Below are 22,844 nucleotides of genomic sequence, written 5' to 3'. Positions count from 1 at the left end.
GAACCAATTTAGCTGATTTAAGAAGATCCGGACAATCATGGCGACTTCCTAAATTAGCTTTATCATAAATTTCAAACATTATAATCTATGAAAAAAAGCCAAACTATCATTCAAATGTTCGTTAAAATGTGCTCGGAATTATCCTGAAGTTCCAGAATAATGGGAGGACATAATAAGGAAGCAATACTTACTACACCCAATGGTGTAAGGGGAAAACCTATGTCCAAAAACCAAAAAACAATTCTGTAATCCCAAAACCTGCAAAGCAGCTTAAAAAATAACTAAGCACTGCCAAAAGCAGGCAAAAGCACCGCTCATATACCGGATTTTTTAAGATCCAATCTCCAAAAACATAAAAGGGAAAAAGCTTTCCCCATAATTACCTCTTTTACACCAGCCTGCCCACTTAAGGAAATGTGGCCGTACCGGCTACATGAATGCTTAGTTATTATGTCATGTATTTATTTTTCATTATCTATTTTATGAAAAAAAACAATCAATTTATCTAATGTCAATCGCTGTTGTTCATCCAAATCAATTTCGGAAGCATTGTCCGTTAATAGTTTACCCAAATATCCAAACTGAGAATGGTTTCCGCCTTTTATTTCTATTAAATCAGTGTTTTTCGGTAGCTTATTTTTATTTTCCATTACTTCAGAAACACTCGCTAATCCATCCAATTCTCCATAAAGCTTGATTGTCGAAATACTCCTGTCCGATAAATCAAAATCTCTCGGATGGGAAGTTCCCAGTAGAAAAAGTCCTTTCATTAGTCCAGTATTTTCATAGACGAATTGAGATGCCATTTTTGCTCCTTGAGAATGTCCGCCAATTATATACTTTCCATTTTTTAGGTTGAACATCGTCTTAATTTTTTTATAATCCCATTGAGGCATCCTCCAATTCATTTTTATAAGGTGACAGGTAATTCCATTTTTTGCAATTTCTCTGCAAATTGGTGCGTACGCTTTTGGGTCTGTCAAACCTCCTTGAAAGAATATAATTTCGTTTTGATTTCTTGAATTGTTTGCTAAAAACGTGATTTTATCACTCGATTGTTCTACTGATACTTTATTGTCATTTTTAAAAGTATCTTCTGGTAAATTTCGTGATTGATAGGTTGTCCATTGCCAAATGAAAAATATAGCAACCAGACTAAACCAAATCAGCCTAAATATATTTCGTTTTTTAACTTTCATAAGTTCACACTAGCAAAGCTACTCCTATTCCAATTAGTAATAAAGAGGCAATTAGTAATGTTTGCAATGTTTTTAATTTCCCTTTTTTTGAGAGCCAAATTCCTAACATAGTTTCTGCTTTTTTGATTAATATTTAATTTTTATACAACGATTAGTAGAAGCGTAGTTACGAGCGATTATCGCTTACACATTATTGTGTGGTCGTATTTCTTTTCAAAACCATTTATCAAACAATCTTCCATTAAATTTATAAATGCCACCATCATTCATTCCGAAAAGTAAGTTTTTGTTTTGGTCTTCGTAAATACTCCAAATCATTTGGGGTTTCAATTTTATATCAACTTGATAGTTTGTCAGGGTTTTGCCGTCATACTTCCAAGCCCCGGAATCCCTGTCTCCAAACCAAATATTTCCTTTATAATCTTCTTCAATGGCAAAAACAGATTGTAATCCCGTGTTTTTGGCAGTTTGATTTTTATTAGTGTTCAATCTAAACTCATCTATTGGAAGTAGTTTTCCTTGCTCTTTTGAGAAATGAGTAATTGAATCTCCGTTTATAAGGATTACTCCAATCCCATTATTACCTATCCAAATTCTACCTTGTGAATCTGCTAGTATACTGCGTACATGTAATGACTCATTATCCTCAAGGTTTAATTTTTTATGTTCAAAAATATCCACTATTTCATCATCGTAGCTGAATAAAGCTGAATAGGTCGCAATCCAAATAGCTCCATTTTTATCCTTTGATATACCTGTTACACCAAATGAATTATATGGGTCAGTGTTTTTAGGTTTTGGAAAAGTAAGGTAATTCATGTTCATGCCATCAAAACGGTATATTCCGTCTTCTTCGCCCGCATAGAACCATAAGTCCCCAGTTGTAGCATTCCAATCTGATATTGGAGAATTAAACTCGGTCGAATAGCTTGTCATGTTATCTCCATTGTAGGCATTCACACCTCTTGCCGTTACAATCCATATTATTCCTTCCTCATCTTCCTGGATGGAACGAATTTGATTGTCTTGTAAACCTTCTTTTGTTGTGAAGTATTCAAAAGATTTTCCATTATACCGGCTAATGCCCTCGCTATGACTTCCAAACCAATAATTGCCCTTACTGTCTTGAAAGATAGAACGGATTCCGGAAGTGAATTTTAAGGTGTCGGTTTTTGAAATCTTTGCCAACTCAGCTGAATCAGCTTTTTTGTCTGATTCTTTATTTTCAGCACAAGAAAGGTTCAGGATCAATATTAATATTAGATAAATCGATTGTATGTTTTTGTTCACTTCGAGTTTTTCAATATGACATAAAACGATTTTATGTATGAGCATCAGCGGATTTAAGCATCTACTTTATAGATTTCAATATACTTTAATTAAATTAAAAAGCGGTTTAGGTTAGCGCCCAAACCGCTATTGCTTATGCACATTGTTGCCAACTGGTTATTTTTATTATGAATATGCTCCAGAGGAATATGTCAATTCATAACTATGGGTATAGATTTCAAAAACAATTCCGAACGGGTCTTCTACATAGCACATTTTATAAGGCTTGTCATTTGGATAGTATTCTCTAATTGGCATTCTCTGTTTTCCGCCATAAGACAAAATTTTCTCAATCAGGTCTTCTATATTGGGATCTTGTATACAAAAATGAAAAAGGCCTGTGTTGAAAGGATTGAATTCAGGTGCTTCTTTTATTCCGTGTGGGAAAGAGAAAAGCTCAATTCCGATTCCGTCAGAAGTCGCTAAATGAGCAATTTCGAATTCAGACCAGTCGTCTCCAAAAACGTCAATACACATTTTACCTATTGCAGTTTCCTTTTCTTTTTTGATTTTTGAAGGCTTCATAATTACATACCATCCCATTACTTCTGAATAGAATTTCACTGCTTCAATAATATCTGGAACCGTTATTCCAATATGTGAAAATGATTTTGGATAATTTTTATTAGTTATCATAATATAAAATTTTAGATTGCAAAATTAATCTATATTTGCCCTATTGACAATAACTTACTAAAAAGTAGTATAGTTACTTAAATAAGTAAAATTCTGATAATCAGTAATTTAAAGTAATGATAGTGAATAAAGAAAATGTTTGTCCTTTAAATTATACGATGAATTTAATAGGGACAAAATGGAAACCTTTAGTTTTATTCCATTTGCTAGAAGGCAGTTTGCGTTCAGGAATATTACAAAAGAAAATTCCAGAAATTTCTAACAAGATGTTTACACAAACGTTGAGAGAGTTAGAAAAAGATGGACTGATATCCAGAATGGTTTTTCCTGTTGTTCCTCCTAAAGTGGAATATAGCTTAACTAAAAGAGGTAGATCACTTGAGGTTATTTTAAAAAGTTTGGATAAATGGGGTCTGGATGATTGTCAAATTTAACGGCCCGGCTAAGCTTTCGGGCGGGTTTTACTAACGCTAACTTGTCGGCTGTGACCAAAGATAGCAGATAAGTAAAAACCTTGCGGCAAGCCGTCAGCCCGCCTGAAGCTTAGGTTTTGTTACCACACGTTTTTATTTTCAATTTTATACATATATGGATTTTCAGAGTCTAATTCACCGTTATGATGGATTTTAAATTCAGCCGATTCGTTGTCAAATTTCACCACATCAATTTGTTTAATATCTCTCAAACACAAACTGCTCTCATAGGATATCTCATTGTCAAAAATCAAAAATTTTGTCTTTGTTATATGAATTAGCTGTCCGCACGCCATTAGTCCACCGGATGTCACAATTATTTTATGTACTCCATCAATTTCAGTTTCATATGTTTTCCGTCCAAAAAATGTCGTTATCAAACCAAGCAGGATAAATATAGTCAGGATTGGAATACTGATTATTTTGATTCTCGAGTTTGTTACAAAGACAAAATAGATTAGAACAGTCAACACAAATACTGAGTTAACCGCTGGAATCGAGTAAAGGCCTTTTAGTCTTAGGTCGTTGAAATAGAATAAAGTCACAATTGCAAAAATGACGGTTGAAGCTAAAGTCAATTTCGATAGTGTTCTATCTAACTTTTCATTTTTGTTTTTTCTTATTTGAGGTATTAGATTAAGTCCCAGAAGAACTAAAATGAAAATTATGGCTGCAATCATTTTTTAATGTGTGGTAACTTGTTTATATATCTGGTTTTTCCAGATATATTCTGCTAATATAGGGGAATATGTCTGGATTTAATTAGCTTTTATTGCTCCTTATTCCCCTAGGTCCAAATCATCTAATGGACTGGCTATATCTTTCAATTGTTTTGTGCTGACATGCGTATAGATTTCGGTGGTCTTAGTACTATTATGTCCCAATAATTCTTGTATATACCTTAGATCTGTCCCTCTTTCTAGTAAGTGAGTCGCATAACTATGTCTAAGCCAATGAGGGGTGACAGGTTTATTGATCTTAGCTTTTTTAACTGCTTTTTTCAAAACTTCTGCTAAACTTTTCTCACTGTATTTTCCTCCTTTTTGTCCTTCAAAAATATATGATTGAGGTTTATATGCCTTATAATATTCCTCTAAGTGTTTAATCAATGTTTTGGGCAGAGACACTATTCGGTCTTTCTTCCCTTTACTTTGTTTGATCAATAGTACGCCACGTGCCCTTTGGATATGTTCAAATTTGAGGGATAAAACTTCACTTCTTCTCAGACCACATGAATAGAGCATCATGATTAAAAGTTTATGCTTTAGGTTGGCTGTAACATTAAGTATGCGGTAGATTTCCTCCTTGCTCAATACATTGGGGAGTTGCCTGCTTTTTTTAGGTCTGTAGATTAATTCAGGATTTAGTTTTCTGTTTTGACGGTTTTGAAAAAATAACTTGATGGCATTGACCATTTGGTTTTGAAAAGATGCCGAATAGCCTCTTTCAATGATATAATCCTTGTTGAATTTTTCTACATCATCATTTTCAATAGCCTCGACATTTTTGTTATTTAAAAACCGGAAAAATACTTGGATGCATTCGGTATAGGTCTTTATGGTACTTTCACTGTACCGCTTATTGCTCATCCAATCCTTAAATGCTTCTATTTCTTTACAAATATCAAGCGCTATTGGGGGGAGCTCGGGAAAAGTTTTGGGCAAACTGGTTTTTCTAAATGTGGAATAATCCAACCACACCTTTCCTTTGAAAAATAGGATTAAACGATCCAGAATATCATCAGTGTAGGGAACCCACCAAGCTTTTTCATGCCTGTTCCATTCACAATTGGGAAAGGTTTTTACCAGTTCCTTCAGTTCAAAATCGTAGGGGAATTCCAGTTTGACGATTGGCTTCTTTCCCAAAAAGCTGTTTGATAAAATAATTTTTTTCATCATACAAAAAGTTCTTAGTTCAAATTTGATCAGCTTGTATCAGAAGATTGAAACCTGACAGGTTTCTTGAACGCCAGCCTACAAGAATTTATGGCCTGTAAAAACCTGTCAGGTTTTATTCATTTCCAAAATAGGACAAAGCAGTCTTAATGATGATAATGGATTGCTTTGGAAGGCTTAATACTATAAAAATCACTTCTGCGAACATCTTGATCAGCAAAAATTAACCTATAATCATTTTTAAGCAGGTCATAAATCCATCTCAGGAATTTCTCCTTCCACCACCAGCCTGCCTTCTGTTTTCGATTGGATTTCTTCTACACTGACCCCAGGTGCACGCTCGAGCAGCTTGAATCCCCCTTGGGGAAGGACTTTAAGGACGGCCAAGTCGGTCACGATCTTATTGACGCACTTGATCCCGGTGATGGGCAGGGTACATTTCTTAAGCAGCTTGGACTTGCCATCCTTGCTGCAGTGCTGCATGGCCACGATGATGTGCGCTGCAGATGCGACCAGGTCCATGGCGCCCCCCATACCTTTGACCATCTTCCCCGGTATTTTCCAGTTGGCAATGTCCCCATTCTCGGAAACTTCCATGGCCCCCAAGATGGTGAGGTGTACATGACCACCTCGGATCATGCCAAAGGATTCTGCGGAATTAAAAAGTACCGAGCCTTTTACCATGCTGATCGTCTGCTTTCCAGCATTGATCAGGTCAGCATCCACTTCTTCTTCAGGAGGAAAAGGTCCAATGCCCAAAAGGCCATTTTCAGACTGCAAGACTACCTCTAGGTCATCCGGGATATAATTGGCCACCAAGGTAGGGATGCCAATGCCTAGATTGATATATTGACCGTTTTTGATCTCTCTGGCGATACGCCGGGCAATTTGGATTTTGTCTAACATAAGCTGTAGTTTTGGATAGGGGCTAGGACTTGACGGTTCTCTTTTCGATGCGCTTTTCGTAAGCAGTGCCTTTAAAAATACGTTGCACATAGATGCCGGGCGTGTGGATCTGGTTAGGGTCCAGTTCCCCCGCAGGGACCAGTTCTTCCACTTCGGCAATGGTAATAGTTCCCGCAGCAGCCATCATCGGGTTAAAATTCCTGGCGGTACCTTTGAAGATCAGGTTGCCTGCGGTATCGCCCTTCCAGGCTTTGACCAATGAAAAATCTGCTTTAAGCCATCTTTCGAGGATATACAGCTTGCCATCGAATTCCCGAATTTCCTTCCCTTCGGCGACTTCCGTACCCACGCCGGCAGGGGTGAAGAAAGCAGGAATCCCAGCGCCTCCGGCCCGGGTTCTTTCAGCCAAGGTGCCTTGGGGAATCAACTCCACCTCCAGTTCACCACTGAGCAATTGCCTCTCAAACTCAGCATTTTCTCCCACATAGCTGGAAATCATTTTCTTGACCATGCGTTGCTGCAGCATCAGCCCAATGCCAAAGTCATCTACGCCTGCATTATTGGAAATACAGGTCAGTCCTGTGAGTGGTTTTTTGAGCAGGGCCTTGATACAGTTTTCTGGGATGCCACAAAGGCCAAATCCACCAAGCATCAAAACCGTGTTGCTGGCGATGTCCTTGACGGCTTCATCAGCATTGCTAACTGTCTTGTTGATCATAATAAGTCTATGAAACGCTTATATACCGAAAATTTGTCTCGCCCTGGCCTTGTCCTTGGCCAATTGGGCCTTTAACTCTTCTAAATTTGCAAATTTTCTTTCCGCTCTCAAAAAATCTTTGAAATAAACTGTGATTTGTTTATCGTATAAATTGTCGTTGTAGTCAAACAAATGGGCTTCCACGGTTTTTTCCAGACCATCTACAGTAGGGCGGTTACCAATGTTCAGCATGCCAAAATAAAATTCCTCACCCACACTGATGCGGACCGCATAGGCCCCATCCCCCGGAATCAATTTGTAATTGTTGGGTACATGGATATTGGCCGTGGGAAAGTCTATGGATCTGCCTATCTGTTGGCCTTTGATGACGATGCCGTTCAGTTCATATTCCCGGCCTAAAAATTCATTGGCTTCCGACACATGGCCGGCCAAAAGTGCCTTTCTGATTTTGGTGCTGGAGATACCTACATGGTCAATATCTTCCCGCGATATTTCTTCCAGTTCAAAGCCGTAACGCTCCTTGTTCTCCATTAAATGCTCAAAGCTGCCTTCCCTGTTTTTGCCAAACCGGTGGTCATAGCCGATGACCAACACTTTGGTTTGGATCTTGTCGATAAGGACTTTCTGGATAAATTCTTCGCTGCTAAGCTGCGAAAACTCTTTGGTAAAGGGAATGGTGACCAGGTGGTCTATACCTTCCTTGGCCAAGAGCTTGGCTTTTTCTTCAAAGGTGGTCAGCAATCTCAGGTTATGCTCTTCAGGGTGCAGGACCAGCCTAGGATGTGGCCAAAAGGTAATCAGGACAGTTTCTCCGTCAGCTTCTTTGGCAATATTTTTTATTCTGTTCAGGATTTTTTGATGTCCCAAGTGCACCCCATCAAAGGTGCCACTGGTAACCACGGCGTTGGTGATGGAGGGGAAATGCTCAAGTCCTTCGTAAATTTTCATCACTCAGCTTCTTTTTCGGCTTTGATCTTTGCTACCAAATCCAATACTTCTACGGCATTGGAAAGGAGAAAATCGCCAATTCTGGTACGGGTCAAGGCGGACATATAGGCACCCACCCCTAAGCTTTCACCCAAGTCCCTGGCCAGGCTTCTGATATAGGTTCCTTTGGAACAAACAATGCGAAAATCAATCTCCGGCAATTCAAAACGCGTGATTTCAAAGGTAGAAACCTGCACCGGCCGTGGGTCAAGCTTGACCTCAATGCCTTTTCTGGCTGACTCATAAACCCTCTTGCCGTCCTTTTTGATGGCTGAGTGGGTAGGGGGAACCTGCATGATATCCCCGGTCAATTGTGCACAGGCATTTTCAATCTCCGTCAAGGTCAAATGGGAAGGATCTGCCACCTCTTGTACTTCTTGTTCCAAGTCAAAGGATTCGGTGGTCTTTCCCAGCACAAAAGTCCCGGTATATTCTTTTTCCTGCCCCATGAAATCATTGATGCTCTTGGTTTTTTTACCAGCGCAAATAATCAATAATCCCGTTGCCAAAGGGTCCAATGTGCCCGCATGGCCTACTTTTTTAATCTTTAAGGCATTCCTGACCTTTTTGACCACATCGAATGAGGTCCATTCCAAGGGTTTGTTGATCAGGAATACTTCTCCATAAGGTTGTTGATCCATTCTACATGCTTAATCCGCCAATTACGGCAATAGTACCCACTATGGCGCAATAAATGGCAAAGTAAATAAGCTTTCCTCGTTTTACAATATTAATCATCCAAATACAGGCAGCAAGCCCAGCCAAGAAAGCGGCCAAGAAGCCAGCTGTCAATGGAACAGCAGTAATCCCTTCAGCAATGCTGGGGTCTTTAAAGAATTTCAATAGTTTGATGGCTGAGGCACCTAAGATGGGCAAAAGTACCATCAAAAAGGAAAACCGGGTAGCCCTTTCTTTTTCTACGCCGATCAGGAGAGCTGTAGCAATAGTGGAACCAGAACGACTGATTCCGGGCATGATGGCGATGGTTTGGGCTATGCCGATCACAATAGCCTTGGGGAAAGTGACATGCCCTTCTCTTTTGGCTGCAAAGTGTGAAAAAGCCAGTAAGACAGCAGTAAATAAAAGCATGGCGCCCACCAATACGATTTTTCCCCCAAATAGGGCCTCTATCTGTTCCTCAAACAAGACCCCGACAATGCCTATGGGAATCATTGAAAGTAAAATTTTGGCCGTAAACTGCGTGCCATCATTCCACTGGAACTTGAACAAGTCCTTAATTATATTGGCAATGTCCTTTCGGAAAACAATAATGGTGCTTAGGGCAGTGGCTGCATGAACCACCACTGTAAAGAGTAAATTGTCAGCAGCCTGGACCCCCAAAAGGAAAGAACCCAATTCGATATGGCCACTACTGGACACAGGCAAAAATTCAGTCAAGCCCTGAATGATACCCAAAATGATTGCTTCTATGATTGTCATTTATTTTTCTGATTTGTAAAAAATGGCGTAAAATTCAAAAATGAAACCTGCTAAAGTGATAATAGGCCCCAAAGTAAGGCCCATAAAACCAAATCCGTGTGGTTCACTGTCCATTCCGATGATCACGAAGCCCACTACAATAATGGCAATTCCGATCAACATTAGGGTATAATTTTTCTTTGAAAAAGGAAGGTTGTTCTTATCCATCTTAATAAAGTTCGTCCAAAGACATGTTTAAATATTTGTTAACGGCTCTCAATGTGCTGAAAAAGGATAATACCGCTCCAAGAACGATAAGCCCACCAAAGAGCATTAAAATCAATTGGTTGTTTTGCAATAAGGCAAAGCCATCAATATTGGCCTTGGTATATTCTATCAGACCGTAAAGTAGGGCAGAAGAAAGAATTCCTGCAAGGCTCCCAAAGAAAAAGGACCTGTTGAGAAAGGGTTTTCTGATGAATCCCCGGGTGGCACCTACCAGTTGCATGCTCCTGATCAGGAAGCGCTGGCTGAAAAGGGCCAATCTGATGGTGTTGTTGATCAGGATGATGACAGTGACCACCAAAATCAAAATGAAAGCGCCGAGGACAATGCTGACTTTGAGCAGGTTTTTGTTGATCGATTCCACCAAGTCATTCATATAGGTTACCTCAAAGACCCCGTCCATTTTTTGGATGTCACCGACGATGTTTTCCATCTTTTCAGAGGTTTGAAAAGCCTCATCAATGGAAATGACATAGCTGTCCCGAAGGGGGTTGTCATCCAGGAATTTGCTAAAATCTTCTCCTGTATCTTCCAAAAAGGATTTTGCCGCTTCATCAGCAGAAATATAAGATAACTGAGCGCCATCTTCCTTTTGGAGGACATAGTCTTGGCTTTCCAGCATCTTGCCAATCTTGGCACGGTCAGCTTCGGTAATATTCTTGTTCAGGAATACCTGCACTTCAATGTTCTCGCGGATAATAGAGGTCAGGGTTTTGGCCTGAATAACAATGACCCCAAAAAGCCCCACAATAAAAAGGGAGAGGGTGGTGCTAAAAAGCACACTCATAAATTTAAAACTTCCCAGTCTTTTCTTTTTCCTTAAAGATTTGCTCATGCTGATTTGAATTCTCTCAAAATTAATCAGGTATCCGTATTAAACCAATCTTAATTGGATTAAAATGAAACCATTTATTATGGTGAATATAACGTATAACTTACTTTTTCAGTACATCGGAAAGCAACCTGCCAGTTGTCCTAAGAATCGGGTGTATTAAAATAATATTTCGATTACTTTAAGAAATTTTTCTTTTCTTTGGGCTTTCTCCACTGATAAACCCAAATGTAAAAGTATAATTGGAGCTTAAAATAATTGATATGAAAGAAGTAATTGAGGCCATCAATGGATTAGTTTGGAGCAATGCGTTGATTGTCCTTTGTCTGGCCACAGGTATTTATTTTTCCATCAGGACCGGTTTTCTTCAGGTGAGCTACTTGAAAGAAATGGTAAGGTTATTATTTAAAGGGGAATCATCCGAAAAAGGGGTTTCGTCATTTCAGGCATTTGCCATTGCCATATCGGGAAGGGTTGGGACCGGAAATATTGCTGGGGTAGCGACTGCTATCGCCATGGGAGGCCCCGGAGCTATTTTCTGGATGTGGGTGATTGCTTTTCTGGGAGCAGCTTCCGCTTTTGTAGAATCCACTTTGGGACAAATCTATAAAGAAGTTAATGATGGTCAGTACAGGGGTGGTCCTGCTTACTATATCGAAAAAGGCCTTGGGGTAAAATGGTATGCCTTGCTGTTTGCTTTCGCCACGATCCTTAGCACAGCCTTGTTTATGCCAGGGGTACAGAGTAACAGCATTGCCCTGAGTATGCAGAACGCATTTAATGTGCCGGTAACTTATACTGGGATTGGTATTACTTTGGTTTTGGGCTTGATTATCATTGGTGGTGTCAAGAGAATCAGTAAGGTAGCGGAAGTGGTGATTCCTTTTATGGCAGCAGCCTATATTTTGATGGCCGTGGTCATTATCTCTATGAACATCACGGAAGTCCCGGCCATCCTTACATTGATTGTGAAATCTGCTTTTAATATGGAAGCGGCGTTCAGTGGGGTTTTTGGTATGGCCATCGCCTGGGGGGTCAAGAGAGGAATCTATTCCAATGAAGCAGGGCAGGGGACAGCACCTCATGCGGCTGCGGCTGCTGAAGTGAGCCATCCGGTTAAACAGGGTTTGGTTCAGGCATTTTCCGTGTATGTAGATACGCTTTTTGTTTGTACAGCGACAGCCTTGATGATCCTTTTCACAGGACAATACAATGTGATCAATCCAGAAGGTGGGTTCCTAATTGAAAATTTACCCAGTGTAGAGATAGGCCCGGAATATACCCAGTATGCAGTAGCAACACATTTTCCGGATTTGGGAAGAGGGTTTATTGCAATTTCCCTGTTGTTCTTTGCCTTTACGACCATCATGGCCTACTATTATATTGCCGAAACCAATCTTAGCTACCTGAACCGCACCAAGCATTTTCCTTGGGCCATTTGGGCATTAAGGATCTTGATTTTAGTGGCCACCTTCTATGGCGCCATCAGGACAGCAGAAGTAGCCTGGATGATGGGGGATATCGGTGTGGGCGTCATGGCCTGGTTGAATGTTATCGCTATTTTACTATTGGGTAGACCGGCTTTACTGGCCTTGAAGGATTACCAAAGGCAGCAAAAAGAAGGCAAAGATCCTGTGTTTAAAGCCAAAGAAGCAGGTATTAAAAATGCTGATTTCTGGGATTAATGATTGAAGAATATGGGAGTAGTCAAAACTACTCCCATATTCCTTTTGGTACAATTTCAAGTACATGGCCAAAGGGATCTTCAAAGTAAAAACTTTCCAAACCGTCCCTCCAACGTTGTTCATGGGTGATGGTAATACCTTTTTGAAGCAGGCTTTCCTTAGTGGAATGATAGACTTCTGGAGCTACCTCAAAAGCAATATGCTGTTTTCCATCGGCATAGTGAGGAGGTAATACTTTTTCGTTTTTTGTCTTTTCGGGGATAAAGCAAAGCAAGACAGAGCTGCCACATCTAAAAAAAATATGCCGGCCTTCCTCTTTGGAAATCACCGGCATACCTAGGATGTTGTGGTAAAATGATGCTGCCTTGTCCAGGTCATGGATATAAAGGCAAGTTTCTTTGATTTGTGAATATTCCATGTATTAATTTAACCAAAAGCATGGACTTTTATAGTCAAAAAGCTTAGTTCAAGCTGATGGTAATGTTCACCTCTTCTTTTAAAGCCTGTAGGACATCTTTTTTGGTCGCCGTTTCATTTAGGGCAACAATGGATATTTCTTCTTCCTGGATCAAAGTCTGTTTTTCTTGCAGTAATTGGGCTGAAATGGTCGCAACGCTCCAATAAGCTTCTTGATGGAGAACTATTTCGGCTTCAGGAGCAAGTGATTTGATGGCGCTTTCTGAATGGGCACGGACGATCACTTCCAAATTCTTACTTTTTGGCTGGAATGTTTTTGGAAGTTCACCGTTTAGTTTGTCATAAGAATAGGAATAACCCCTTTCAGATTTGGTCAGGTCAGCATAGACTGATGCTCCGGTGGGTAAGCTACCCGCTCCTTTACCTTTATAGAACTGCTCTCCAAGATTTTGGGAAATTACCTTGATACTGTTGTATTCATTTTCGACCCAATACAATGCATTTTTTGGGTTGACCAATGTGGGCAGGATATAAGCTGTTATCCCGTCCGCTGTAATTTGGGCTTTGGCGATCAACTTGATTTTAAGCCCTAGCTTTTGGGCCAGGATGACGTCTTCTTTTCTAATGTGCTGTACACCCAAGGTTGGGATGTCTTTTTCATGGACAAACTTACCAAATGCATGGAGTATAAGAATGGCCAGTTTACTACTGACATCGCTGCCATTGATGTCCAAAGTAGGGTCAGCTTCGGCAAAACCGTTGTCTTGGGCCAACTTGAGGGCTTCGTCAAAAGTCAGGCCTTCTTCAAAAAGCTGGCTGAGAATGTAGTTGGAAGAACCGTTTAAGATTCCTTCCAGTGTTTCAATTTGGTCTCCGGCAAAATGGGTGTCCAAGGTGGTAATGATAGGGATTCCTGCAGCTGCAGCAGCTTCATAAAGCAAACTCCCACCAAATTCTTTCTCCAATTGCAGAAATTCCGGCAGGTGAGCAGCCAACATCTTCTTGTTGGCAGAAATCACTTTCTTACCTGATTTGAGCAATGCACTTACATAATGATAGGCCTCTTCTGGATCAGAAATTAATTCCAGACCAATATCATAATTTGATTTTAAAATATCATTTGGGTCAAAAGAAAAGGAAAGCTCAGGGTTTCTTTCCTTCTTTTTGTTTTGTACTACTATGGTCTTGGGAAGTAGGTTTTGCTGGTGCTTTTTTGCAATACTATAATATCCTTGTCCCACCACACCAAAACCAAATAAGCCAATCTGTTTAGCCATTATTTTCCAGATAAAAAGATTTTAAAATATAGTTTAACTGTTCATTTTCCACCAAAAATGCATCATGGCCGTAGATCGAGCTGATCTCTCTGTAAGTACCATTGGGGATATTTTTGCTGATGAACTGTGATTCTTCTTTGGTAAATAGCAAGTCGGTATTGATGCCAATGGAAAGTACCTTTGACTTGATTTCAGACAATGCTTTGGCAGTTCCGCCTCTGCCTCTGCCCAAATCATGGCTGTCCATCGCTTTGGTCAATACCCAATAGGATAGCGCATTGAACCTGTTGGCCAACTTTTGGCCTTGGTACCTTAGGTAAGAGCTGACTTTGAAATGGTCAGTCTTTTCTTCGGTTTCTTTTTGACTGGTTTCAAAGATGTCCTGGTGCCTGTAACTCAACATACCAATGGCCCTGGCTGCTTCCAATCCTTTTTTGCCTGCATCGGGGGAATTCTGTCCCCAAGTGCTGTCCGATTCAATGGACATTCTCTGCGCTTCATTAAAGCCAATGGTCCATGGGGATGTCTTGGCGTTGGAAGCGACAATAATGGTTTTCTTTACTTTTTCCTGTAAACTGTATGCCCATTCAAGGGCCACTTGGCCACCCAATGAACCACCAATCACCGTATCTATTTTTTCGATACCCAAGTGTTCCCGAAGTTTGTCAAATGCCTTGGCCATGTCTCTGGTGGACAGGTTTGGAAAGTCATAGTAATAAGGCTTTCCGGTCTTGGGATTTTCACTCAATGGCTGCGTGGAGCCATAGCAAGAACCCAAGAGGTTGGCGCAGACAATGAAATATTTGGTTGGGTCGAAGAATTTGTCCTCTCCAACCAATCCACTCCACCACTCATGGACATTGGCATCACCCGTAAGGGCATGCAATACCCAAATGACATTGTCTTTTTTTGCTGTAAGGTGTCCTTGGGTCGTATAGCTCAGTTGGAATTCCGGAAGGCTTTCTCCTGAGTCTAATTGCAATTCTTCCTCACAATGGAAAACTTCTTGGCTCATATCGGTGATCAGATACGGTGATTGTAAGTTCATTTTTTACTTTATTTTTTCAAAAGCTGCCGTTAGGTCAGCTTTGATGTCATCAATGTGTTCGATACCCACAGACAAGCGCAACAAGGTAGGAGTAACTCCCGCGGCAAGTTGTTCTTCATCGGTAAGTTGTTGGTGGGTAGTGGCAGAAGGCTGAATGATCAAGGTCTTCGCGTCACCCACATTGGCCAAATGGGAAATCAAGCTGAGGTTATTGATAAACTCACCGGCTTTTTCCTTGTCGCCTTTAAGTTCAAAGCTCAGTACGCCTCCAAATCCATTGGTCAGGTATTTCTGTGCTAAAGTGTGATAAGGGCTGCTTTCCAAACCAGGGTAGTTTACTTTCTTCACTTGGGCATGGTCTTCCAACCATTTGGCGATGGCCAGAGCATTATCTACAGTCCTTTGTACCCTTAATGAAAGTGTTTCAAGCCCCTGAATCAACTGGAATGCGTTGAAAGGACTTAGTGCAGGTCCAAAATCCCTCAAGCCTTCTACTCTTGCCCTGATAGCAAAGGCCACATTGGGCAATCCCAGTGGGTTGTTGTCGCCGAAAGTTTCCCAGAAATTCAATCCATGGTAGCCTTCGGAAGGTTCGGAGAATTGAGGGTATTTGCCATTGCCCCAGTTATAGTTACCTGCATCTACAATCACACCACCTATGGAAGTGCCATGCCCGCCGATCCATTTCGTGGCAGACTGTACCACTATATTGGCTCCATGGGCAATAGGTCTAAATAGAAAACCTGCTGCTCCGAAAGTATTGTCCACCACCAAAGGAAGGTCATGCTTCTTGGCTAGCGCGGCAATGCTTTCAAAATCAGGAATGTTAAATTCAGGATTCCCAATAGTTTCTAAATAGATGGCCTTGGTCTTGTCATCAATAAGTGCTTCAAAATCGGCTGCTTTATCGCTTTTGGCAAAACGGGCATCGATACCCACTCTTTTGAGGGCTACTTTAAACTGATTGTAAGTGCCACCGTATAGGTAAGGGGAGGAGACCAGGTTTTCACCTGCTTGTAATATATTGTTGAGCGCCAAAAACTGGGCGGCTTGTCCAGAGGCAGTAGCCAATGCTGACACACCACCTTCAAGTGCTGCTATTCTTTGCTCAAAAACATCTGTGGTAGGATTCATGATCCTGGTGTAGATGTTACCAAATTCTTTTAAACCAAATAGGTTGGCGCCATGCTCTGCTGAATCAAATACATAAGAAGTAGTTTGATAGATGGGTACCGCTCTGGATTTTGTGGTCGGGTCGGGTTCTTGTCCAGCGTGTAGCTGAAGTGTTTCGAAATGATAAGGTTGTGCCATTGTGTTGACGAATTAGTTAATTGACAAAGAATTATTAAAAGAAGTAGAAATTAAATAATAGTAGTGGGGCCCAGATCAAGAAGTCTTGGGCATCAGCATGCACATCATCAATGATGTTTTCAAAAAGAAATTGAAAGAAATTGTTGCTTGTTGTTTCGTCTTTGGTGTAATCCTTTTTATAAAATTCATTGTTTAAGAATTTATATTTCCAAATGCGGATATTCACATTTGGCAGGAATTGGCACCTTGGATTTTCCAGGTTGCCAGAGGGTCAATGAGCCTGTCTCTCACCTCTTCTGTATAAATCCTTGTACTTTTAAAAAGTAAAGGATAGCACAAAGTAACAATTCAATTGTTGAATTTGCAAGCTTTCGAAATAGAGAAATATAAAAATATTTCCTATTTAAATTCCCTATTAAAACGATAGAGAAAAAGGTTTGTTACGTTAAATCAGGTCTATTTTATGATTAAGGAGGGATTTTGCCTGTTTTTATTGAACGAAAGCAATTGAAAGAAAAAGAAATAAAAATTCAAGTTTATATAACAAAGAAAAAGCGCTTGATCCAATTCAAGCGCTTTATTAAAAAATAGTCAGTAATTATTTAGTCTTCGTAATAATATACGGCGGAAGCCCCTTCCACGGATTGGCTAAATGCCGGTGATGGATTTCCGTTTGAATTGAAATAATTGAAGGCCAATATTTTACCTCCTCCATTGGCCCTTTCTGCCACAAATATCATTTGGCTGTCTTCACTGTATGCAACATCCACAGGGTTTCCCAAGGAAGTATTGGTGCCTTCGATTCGAGCCTGCTGACTGGATGAAATCATTCCGCCATTGGAGGTGGCATTTAGTTTATTGCTGAAATCAGTAATAAGGGTTAAACCACCATCACTGTCCGATCCCGCATCCCCAATGTCGGTCAAAACCATCAAGTCATCTTCCATTGAATAGGTCAGCCCATGTGTCCTCACTAACCCTTCAATGGTTACCCTTTTGGAAGGACTGATCATTCCGTCTGTATTGGCAAAGAAATTATTAAATACGGCAAGGTCACTGTCCTTGTCCACAATGGCATACAGGGTGTTTCCTTCAATATGAATTCCCCATAGTGCAAAGTCAACCCTATAAGTGTTCATTAAGGTAAAGCCTGAGGAGGTTTTCTGGTAAACATAAAAACTGCTTTGATTGCCATTGGCCTCAACCGGAGATTCGGCCACTACCACCATGTCATTGTACACAGCGATTTCCCTACCGCTCACAAAGTCACCCATGGTGTTCAAACCAAGCGAAATGGAAATGCCGGAATTCATTAAGGAAGCTTTAAAATCTCCATAAACATTTAAAGAGTTGTTGGACCTGACGAGCTGAATGATCTCATCGTCTTCTGCATCATAATAGATGCCATCTGCGTCCGCTCCAGCTGATGCGGTTGTGCTTGTGCTCACATTGCTGGGGTCTGTAAAGTCCATGATAGAGATCATACCGCTAGTGTTGCTGGAAACAAACAAGGAAGCGATGTTGCCGTTCTCAGGCATGTCCATGTCATCATCATTGGTACACGATAGACTGCATAAGCTTATTCCTACTGTTAAGCTTGCGATTAAGGTTTTGTTCAGATCAATTTTCATTTTGTAGTCGTTAGTTGATTATACAGCTAACTACGAAGTAGGAGGGAACCTTGGATTTTAGGAGGTTTAAATATTCAAAGAATTTCTAATATTTTACTTGGTATGGTCAAATGGTGTTATTGGATACCGCCAAAAAAGAAAAGCCGGAATAATCCGGCTTTGTATATTGGTAAGGTTGGTAGTCAATCAATTGTTTGCCTTTTCCTTCTTACTTGCAATATTTTGATTTTTGTGAGGCCTGCTAGCTCCGTAAGTTCCTCGGTTGATTTTGCCTCTTTTGCTTTTCATATCTCCTTTTCCCATTGTTTTTTAGATTTTTTGGTTTAAGAATTTATTTATGCTTAAAATCTAAATTAAGAAACAGGTTTTGGAAGACCAAAGAGAAGCGTAGCTTTCCGATTTTGTTTATTTTTTTGTAGTGATCAGGATCACACCATCTTTTGCTTTTTTACCATATAAATTAATGGCATCTCCATTTTTAATAACTTCAATGGAGGCAATGTTTTTAGGATCAATTTTCTTTATTTCTTGGTCAGCTTGAATGACACCATCCACCACATATAGAGGCTTTTGATCTACGGCAAGTTTTCCAGTGATTTCTACTTTTGGAGCCTCTTCTTCTACGCTTGAAGAGCCTTTGGGATTTTGTTTAGGTAATGTAACTCCTTCTTTTAAGGTTATTTCCACAACACCATTTTCACCTTTTTTATCATATTTATCGATGGCCTTCTCATCTTTAAGTACATTGATACTTTCTATGTCCACAGGGGAAATCTTACTTATTATTTCTTTATCGTACTCTTCTCCATTGATAAAATACAATGCTTGACTTAGATCTTTGGCGTTTTTTCCACTTACTGAAGCTCCGTCAGTAGGTGACTTTTTCGCCTGGGCTCCATAGCCTACAACAACCACTTCATTTAGCCTGTTGGACTTTTTCTTTTTTTCGTCTGCAAGAGCAAAGCGAATAGGCAATCGCATTTTTACATTTACTACTTTTCCACGTTGTTTACCTGGAATCCAATTGTCTGCGTTTCTAATGACGCGCAATGCTTCTTCATCTGCTCCGTTGCCAATTCCTCTGAGGATTTGAGGGTCTTTTAACACTCCTGTTTTGTCAACTATAAAAGATACATATACAGTCCCTTCAATTCCATTCTCTTTTGCTTGTTCAGGATATCTAAGGTTGCTGGCCAAGTAATCGAGCCACCCATCCATCCCCCCATAGGGAGCAGGCATTTCTTCCACTACGTCAAAAACTTCATTATTGGTTTTTTGCTCGCTTGGCTTTGAAAAGAATAACTTTCTTTGGGCTGTTTCACCTCCTGATACTTTGAATTTTACAGGCAATACCATTAAGGTATTGATCGCTTGTCCATTGTCCATTCCAGGATTCCACTCAGGCATGCTCTCAAGGCTGAACATTCTCAATACCTCATCGTCAAGCCCCATACCCATGGATTTCTTGATGGTGGGAGAGAGGACATGACCTTCTTTATCGACCACAAACTCCACATAAACTGTTCCTTTCGCCCCTAGCTGTCTGGCTTCTTGGGGGAATTTTAGGTTCATGGATAAAAACTTATTCCAAGCTTCCATTCCACCTTTTGGAGCAGGCATGGAATCGGCCGTTTGTTTAAGGTCTTCTATTCCATAGTCTTTGGTAAAGGAAGACTTTTGTTTGAAAATGTGCAGCATTTCCAAGACTTTGATGTACTCATCATTGTCGGAAATGCCACTGATTTCATATTGCAGATCACCATACTGTGCGGTAACTTTTCCATCCTGTAAGGATGAAACGTATTCATAGTGTTTTGGAGATTTGATTTTAAATACTCGGGTATTGACATTGATTGAATCCTGCGCTGCTACGATTTGCTCTCGGATAGAATTGATGCTCACATTCGTAAATTCGGACAAGAAACCATCTGAGCTGGTGGTTTTCATGGAAACCAAGCCCAACAGCATGGCGGTCAATGGGATTACCATCAGTAATTTGATCCAATTGGTTTTCTCTGCTTTTTTCATCATCATAATTCGCTTTAAGGTTGTCGATCTTATAAAATGGTTGCCAATAGGAAGATCAAGTCCCTTGAATGCTATTTTGACGATAAGGTTGGTATAAGATTCTTTGTTATCTGTTTGTTTTACGACATTTGCATCAGCCGAGAATTCATGTGTGTCGATCAGGGCAGTTCTCATCAGGTGGATGCCTGGATTGAACCAAAATAAAATGCTTAGTACTTGATAATAGATCATGTCCCAGGAATGTCCCTGTTTGATATGTTCTATCTCATGTTTGATGATTTGTTCTTTCTCTTCAGGTTTAAGGCTTTGGGTATCATCCCAAAATAACTTGTCGAAAAATGAAAATACCGGAGCCAATCCAAAAGTAGGAACCATAAAATAATTCCCTTTAAGTCTGTAGACAGTTTGGTACCAGCCTTTTTCCTTGAGCATACGCAGCTGCATCAATTGCCAAAGTAAACGGCAGGCAAGGATAGTGGCGATCAAGAGATAACCAATAAATAAGTAGTCCTTCCATTCCAAAAGGATGGGGAGTTTGGTGCTGCTTACGGTCACCTCCGGTAGACCAAATGTTCCAACTATGTCTTCCTGAGCTGAATTGGCTGTTAAATAATGAAGGAAGTCCGTTTCCTCCAATGAGATGGAGGGCTTTGAAAATTGGACTGGGATTTCTATCAGTGGAAATAAAAGTGCCAAAACAGGGGAGGTCAGAAGAAATATCCTGGTGAAATTGAATACTTTCTCCCCTCTAAGGAAACACCAATAGATCCCGAAAAAAAATAACAGGCAGAAAGTACTCTGCCAGATATAGTTCACCAAATGTGCCATGTGACTTATTTTACGTCATCTTTTACCTCATTCATTAATTTTTCAAGCTCATTGATATCCATTTTTTCGTCCTTTGCGAAGAAAGAAGCCAATTTGGAAAACGAACCACCGAAATAACCTGACAGTAGGTTTTTGATAGAAAAACTCCTGTACTGATCTTTTGTCACGATTGGGTAATATTCATGCGACTTGCCATAAGCTTTGTGTTTTACAAAGCCTTTTCTCTCCAGTATCCGGATGATTGTAGATACGGTGTTATAGGCAGGTTTTGGGTTGGACATTTTGGCTAGGATATCTTTGACAAACCCTTTCTCGATATCCCATAGAATTTGCATGACTTGTTCTTCGGCTCTAGTTAACTCTCTCATCTTATATAGTTGTTTTTTTTCTTCAACTTAATCATTTAGTTTGTAAATAACAAGCAAGTTGTTGATCTTCTTATCGGCGAGCCTAAATTAATTAGAATGATTTAGTTTAACAACTATTTCGATAGTTTAAATTAAAAAATTAGTTTGTTGTGATAAAAAAAATGGCCACCGAATTCAGTGGCCAATGGAAAATTTTATTGTGTTCTCAGCTTAATGATTCTTGTAAAGTGTAATAGCTTTACAACAGGGTAGGTAGGATCAAATTCGTACCATTTTACGGCGAAGTTTGGTCTGTTTGGAAGCTTATGGTGGTTGTTTTGGAACAGTTCACCTAGCATCAATACATCCAGCAATAAGCTATTTTTCGATTGGTCATTGTTATCAAAATTGGCATAACCGTATTTATGTCCGCTCCAGTTGACGATGGCTCCATGTACAGGGCCCATCAAAAAGTGGATAGGCAGTAAGAAGTACATCCACCAGTGAGTGCCCGGTAATTCAAATACACTGATACTCAATACATAGATAGCTACATATAAAAGACCCCAAGCCACTCTAACCATCATGCTGTCAGCCATCAGGTCAAATTTTTTCCAATCAGGAACATCTTTGGAGAATCGCTCTTCCGGTTTTAGTTTGAAAGAGAAATAGTCATTGTAGATGTTTTTGGTTTTCCACATCATGGTGAAAAGGTTTTCGGTATGATGTGGGCTGTGTGGATCTTTTGGAGTATCACTATAGGCATGGTGCATTCTATGAAGAATGGCATAGGCCCTTGGTGAAAGGTAGGAGCTGCCTTGGCATGCCCAAGTGAAGAAATAAAAGAACCTCTCCCAAAACTTGTTCATAATGAACATTTGGTGAGCGGCATATCTATGTAGAAAGAAACTTTGGCAAAACAAAGAGAAATACCAATGGAGAAGAAAGAAGACTATTAATATCACGTAATTTAGAATTGATTTAAGTACACAAAGATAAATTCTTCTATGCTAAAATTTAAGTAAGGACTTGATAATTTTCAGATAATATGACATAATTCATGTTTTTTGAGCAAAATATTGTTGTGAAGCTACTTTTTTACTTGTATTATGAAGTGTTTTTAATTTTCATCTAATATTTACCTATATGAGTGATTCAAACTCTGGATGTGGCAATATATTGGTTCAGTTGGCTGTCGCTGGCCTTGCTGTCATTTTTACTGGTTATTTATTGCCTGGGGTGTCAGTGGAGAACTTCTGGGTGGCTGTGGTGATCGCTGCGGTCATCAGTTTGTTGAACTTTACCATCAAACCCATCTTGATTTTCTTAACCATCCCCATAACCCTAGTTACTTTGGGTTTGTTCCTTTTGGTGATTAATGCAATGATCATTTTGATTGCTGCAGAGATCGTTCCGGGCTTCATTGTGGATGGCTTTTGGTGGGCTTTATTATTTAGTTTTATTTTATCTATAATAAATGCCCTTTTTGGCGTTTCTTTGTTTAGCAAAAATCGATGAGTATGCTTATCACAAGCTGGTAAAAAATGAAGGTTGTTTTTTTGTTGTAATCATTTTTTTTTCTGGTAATTAATT

The 22,844-nt window shown here is 39.9% G+C and carries 24 protein-coding genes and 1 riboswitch; of the genes, 3 read left to right on the top strand and 21 right to left on the bottom strand.

Annotated elements, in window-relative coordinates:
• Window positions 1-461 precede the first annotated feature (461 nt).
• The 3 genes from JL001_RS19075 to JL001_RS19065 form a co-directional block, all read right to left on the bottom strand.
• Entirely contained in the window at window positions 462-1,199 is a 738-nt protein-coding gene (locus tag JL001_RS19075; RefSeq protein WP_200979076.1) for an alpha/beta hydrolase, read from the bottom strand.
• Between the two features lie 213 nt (window positions 1,200-1,412).
• Entirely contained in the window at window positions 1,413-2,534 is a 1,122-nt protein-coding gene (locus JL001_RS19070) for a two-component regulator propeller domain-containing protein (protein ID WP_236252901.1), read from the bottom strand.
• Between the two features lie 120 nt (window positions 2,535-2,654).
• Window positions 2,655-3,164: a VOC family protein gene (locus JL001_RS19065; protein ID WP_200979074.1), complete on the bottom strand. Its 510-nt coding sequence runs from the start codon at window positions 3,162-3,164 to the stop codon at window positions 2,655-2,657.
• A 122-nt stretch (window positions 3,165-3,286) separates the two neighbouring features.
• Here JL001_RS19065 and JL001_RS19060 point away from each other — a divergent pair, with 122 nt between their 5' ends.
• Window positions 3,287-3,598 (top strand): winged helix-turn-helix transcriptional regulator, encoded by a 312-nt coding sequence (locus JL001_RS19060; protein ID WP_370567395.1) that lies wholly within the window; start codon window positions 3,287-3,289, stop codon window positions 3,596-3,598.
• A 119-nt stretch (window positions 3,599-3,717) separates the two neighbouring features.
• On the opposite strand, the gene JL001_RS19055 is transcribed toward JL001_RS19060, so the two are convergent.
• The 9 genes from JL001_RS19055 to JL001_RS19015 all read right to left on the bottom strand — a co-directional run bounded on the left by JL001_RS19055 (window position 3,718) and on the right by JL001_RS19015 (window position 10,682).
• On the bottom strand, window positions 3,718-4,317 hold the full coding sequence (locus tag JL001_RS19055; RefSeq protein WP_200979070.1) for a hypothetical protein: 600 nt from the start codon (window positions 4,315-4,317) through the stop codon (window positions 3,718-3,720).
• A 99-nt stretch (window positions 4,318-4,416) separates the two neighbouring features.
• On the bottom strand, window positions 4,417-5,535 hold the full coding sequence (xerA, locus tag JL001_RS19050; RefSeq protein ID WP_236252900.1) for a site-specific tyrosine recombinase/integron integrase: 1,119 nt from the start codon (window positions 5,533-5,535) through the stop codon (window positions 4,417-4,419).
• A gap of 246 nt (window positions 5,536-5,781) precedes the next feature.
• A complete protein-coding gene (locus JL001_RS19045) occupies window positions 5,782-6,438 on the bottom strand; it encodes a 3-oxoacid CoA-transferase subunit B (RefSeq protein WP_200979068.1) in 657 nt (218 codons plus the stop codon).
• A 22-nt stretch (window positions 6,439-6,460) separates the two neighbouring features.
• Window positions 6,461-7,156 (bottom strand): CoA transferase subunit A, encoded by a 696-nt coding sequence (locus tag JL001_RS19040; RefSeq protein WP_200979066.1) that lies wholly within the window; start codon window positions 7,154-7,156, stop codon window positions 6,461-6,463.
• A gap of 18 nt (window positions 7,157-7,174) precedes the next feature.
• Window positions 7,175-8,104, bottom strand: a complete 930-nt coding sequence (locus JL001_RS19035) for a bifunctional riboflavin kinase/FAD synthetase (RefSeq protein ID WP_200979064.1) — start codon at window positions 8,102-8,104, stop codon at window positions 7,175-7,177.
• Entirely contained in the window at window positions 8,104-8,784 is a 681-nt protein-coding gene (gene truB / locus JL001_RS19030; RefSeq protein WP_200979061.1) for a tRNA pseudouridine(55) synthase TruB, read from the bottom strand. The genes JL001_RS19035 and truB overlap by 1 nt, the downstream gene beginning before the upstream one ends.
• Window position 8,785: 1 nt before the next feature.
• Complete coding sequence (locus JL001_RS19025; RefSeq protein WP_200979059.1) at window positions 8,786-9,583, bottom strand: undecaprenyl-diphosphate phosphatase; 798 nt, start codon at window positions 9,581-9,583, stop codon at window positions 8,786-8,788.
• Complete coding sequence (locus JL001_RS19020) at window positions 9,584-9,790, bottom strand: DUF3098 domain-containing protein (protein ID WP_192011613.1); 207 nt, start codon at window positions 9,788-9,790, stop codon at window positions 9,584-9,586.
• A 1-nt stretch (window position 9,791) separates the two neighbouring features.
• Window positions 9,792-10,682 (bottom strand): ABC transporter permease, encoded by an 891-nt coding sequence (locus tag JL001_RS19015; protein WP_200979057.1) that lies wholly within the window; start codon window positions 10,680-10,682, stop codon window positions 9,792-9,794.
• 260 nt (window positions 10,683-10,942) lie between these two features.
• Here JL001_RS19015 and JL001_RS19010 point away from each other — a divergent pair, with 260 nt between their 5' ends.
• On the top strand, window positions 10,943-12,364 hold the full coding sequence (locus tag JL001_RS19010; RefSeq protein WP_200979055.1) for a sodium:alanine symporter family protein: 1,422 nt from the start codon (window positions 10,943-10,945) through the stop codon (window positions 12,362-12,364).
• Window positions 12,365-12,392: 28 nt separating this feature from the next.
• Here JL001_RS19010 and JL001_RS19005 read toward each other — a convergent pair whose 3' ends face one another.
• From JL001_RS19005 to JL001_RS18960, 9 genes are all read right to left on the bottom strand, one after another.
• Window positions 12,393-12,782, bottom strand: a complete 390-nt coding sequence (locus tag JL001_RS19005; RefSeq protein WP_200979053.1) for a VOC family protein — start codon at window positions 12,780-12,782, stop codon at window positions 12,393-12,395.
• Window positions 12,783-12,825: 43 nt separating this feature from the next.
• Window positions 12,826-14,058, bottom strand: coding sequence for a homoserine dehydrogenase (locus JL001_RS19000; protein ID WP_200979050.1), 1,233 nt, complete (start codon window positions 14,056-14,058; stop codon window positions 12,826-12,828).
• Window positions 14,051-15,106 carry a homoserine O-acetyltransferase gene (metX, locus tag JL001_RS18995; protein ID WP_200979048.1) on the bottom strand — a complete coding sequence of 352 codons (1,056 nt, stop codon included), beginning with the start codon at window positions 15,104-15,106 and terminating at the stop codon, window positions 14,051-14,053. Before metX ends, JL001_RS19000 begins: the two co-directional genes overlap by 8 nt.
• A 3-nt stretch (window positions 15,107-15,109) precedes the next feature.
• The gene (locus JL001_RS18990) at window positions 15,110-16,417 is read right to left on the bottom strand and encodes an O-acetylhomoserine aminocarboxypropyltransferase/cysteine synthase family protein (RefSeq protein WP_200979046.1); all 1,308 of its coding nucleotides are present in this window, start codon (window positions 16,415-16,417) and stop codon (window positions 15,110-15,112) included.
• A gap of 197 nt (window positions 16,418-16,614) precedes the next feature.
• Window positions 16,615-16,724, bottom strand: a riboswitch (SAM riboswitch).
• 295 nt (window positions 16,725-17,019) lie between these two features.
• The gene (locus JL001_RS18980; protein ID WP_200979044.1) at window positions 17,020-18,048 is read right to left on the bottom strand and encodes a hypothetical protein; all 1,029 of its coding nucleotides are present in this window, start codon (window positions 18,046-18,048) and stop codon (window positions 17,020-17,022) included.
• Between the two features lie 186 nt (window positions 18,049-18,234).
• The gene (locus JL001_RS18975) at window positions 18,235-18,351 is read right to left on the bottom strand and encodes a 30S ribosomal protein THX (protein ID WP_192011605.1); all 117 of its coding nucleotides are present in this window, start codon (window positions 18,349-18,351) and stop codon (window positions 18,235-18,237) included.
• Window positions 18,352-18,453: 102 nt separating this feature from the next.
• Entirely contained in the window at window positions 18,454-20,904 is a 2,451-nt protein-coding gene (locus JL001_RS18970; RefSeq protein ID WP_200979043.1) for a M56 family metallopeptidase, read from the bottom strand.
• Window positions 20,905-20,909: 5 nt separating this feature from the next.
• Entirely contained in the window at window positions 20,910-21,272 is a 363-nt protein-coding gene (locus tag JL001_RS18965; protein WP_200979042.1) for a BlaI/MecI/CopY family transcriptional regulator, read from the bottom strand.
• Between the two features lie 194 nt (window positions 21,273-21,466).
• Window positions 21,467-22,216: an acyl-CoA desaturase gene (locus tag JL001_RS18960; RefSeq protein ID WP_200979041.1), complete on the bottom strand. Its 750-nt coding sequence runs from the start codon at window positions 22,214-22,216 to the stop codon at window positions 21,467-21,469.
• Between the two features lie 181 nt (window positions 22,217-22,397).
• Here JL001_RS18960 and JL001_RS18955 point away from each other — a divergent pair, with 181 nt between their 5' ends.
• Window positions 22,398-22,769, top strand: a complete 372-nt coding sequence (locus tag JL001_RS18955; RefSeq protein WP_200979040.1) for a phage holin family protein — start codon at window positions 22,398-22,400, stop codon at window positions 22,767-22,769.
• Window positions 22,770-22,844 lie beyond the last annotated feature (75 nt).

This window comes from Echinicola sp. 20G (assembly GCF_015533855.1).
In the GTDB taxonomy this organism is placed as follows: Bacteria; Bacteroidota; Bacteroidia; order Cytophagales; family Cyclobacteriaceae; genus Echinicola.
Note: the sequence above shows the minus strand (reverse complement) of the source record. Positions and strands in the feature narration are given on the sequence as shown.

Coding starts and splice junctions, on each gene's coding strand:
- JL001_RS19075 (WP_200979076.1), bottom strand. CDS start 1,199: ATGAAAGTTAAAAAACGAAATATATTTAGGCTGATTTGGTTTAGTCTG.
- JL001_RS19070 (WP_236252901.1), bottom strand. CDS start 2,534: ATGCTCATACATAAAATCGTTTTATGTCATATTGAAAAACTCGAAGTG.
- JL001_RS19065 (WP_200979074.1), bottom strand. CDS start 3,164: ATGATAACTAATAAAAATTATCCAAAATCATTTTCACATATTGGAATA.
- JL001_RS19055 (WP_200979070.1), bottom strand. CDS start 4,317: ATGATTGCAGCCATAATTTTCATTTTAGTTCTTCTGGGACTTAATCTA.
- xerA (WP_236252900.1), bottom strand. CDS start 5,535: ATGATGAAAAAAATTATTTTATCAAACAGCTTTTTGGGAAAGAAGCCA.
- JL001_RS19045 (WP_200979068.1), bottom strand. CDS start 6,438: ATGTTAGACAAAATCCAAATTGCCCGGCGTATCGCCAGAGAGATCAAA.
- JL001_RS19040 (WP_200979066.1), bottom strand. CDS start 7,156: ATGATCAACAAGACAGTTAGCAATGCTGATGAAGCCGTCAAGGACATC.
- JL001_RS19035 (WP_200979064.1), bottom strand. CDS start 8,104: ATGAAAATTTACGAAGGACTTGAGCATTTCCCCTCCATCACCAACGCC.
- truB (WP_200979061.1), bottom strand. CDS start 8,784: ATGGATCAACAACCTTATGGAGAAGTATTCCTGATCAACAAACCCTTG.
- JL001_RS19025 (WP_200979059.1), bottom strand. CDS start 9,583: ATGACAATCATAGAAGCAATCATTTTGGGTATCATTCAGGGCTTGACT.
- JL001_RS19020 (WP_192011613.1), bottom strand. CDS start 9,790: ATGGATAAGAACAACCTTCCTTTTTCAAAGAAAAATTATACCCTAATG.
- JL001_RS19015 (WP_200979057.1), bottom strand. CDS start 10,682: ATGAGCAAATCTTTAAGGAAAAAGAAAAGACTGGGAAGTTTTAAATTT.
- JL001_RS19010 (WP_200979055.1), top strand. CDS start 10,943: ATGAAAGAAGTAATTGAGGCCATCAATGGATTAGTTTGGAGCAATGCG.
- JL001_RS19005 (WP_200979053.1), bottom strand. CDS start 12,782: ATGGAATATTCACAAATCAAAGAAACTTGCCTTTATATCCATGACCTG.
- JL001_RS19000 (WP_200979050.1), bottom strand. CDS start 14,058: ATGGCTAAACAGATTGGCTTATTTGGTTTTGGTGTGGTGGGACAAGGA.
- metX (WP_200979048.1), bottom strand. CDS start 15,106: ATGAACTTACAATCACCGTATCTGATCACCGATATGAGCCAAGAAGTT.
- JL001_RS18990 (WP_200979046.1), bottom strand. CDS start 16,417: ATGGCACAACCTTATCATTTCGAAACACTTCAGCTACACGCTGGACAA.
- JL001_RS18980 (WP_200979044.1), bottom strand. CDS start 18,048: ATGAAAATTGATCTGAACAAAACCTTAATCGCAAGCTTAACAGTAGGA.
- JL001_RS18975 (WP_192011605.1), bottom strand. CDS start 18,351: ATGGGAAAAGGAGATATGAAAAGCAAAAGAGGCAAAATCAACCGAGGA.
- JL001_RS18970 (WP_200979043.1), bottom strand. CDS start 20,904: ATGGCACATTTGGTGAACTATATCTGGCAGAGTACTTTCTGCCTGTTA.
- JL001_RS18965 (WP_200979042.1), bottom strand. CDS start 21,272: ATGAGAGAGTTAACTAGAGCCGAAGAACAAGTCATGCAAATTCTATGG.
- JL001_RS18955 (WP_200979040.1), top strand. CDS start 22,398: ATGAGTGATTCAAACTCTGGATGTGGCAATATATTGGTTCAGTTGGCT.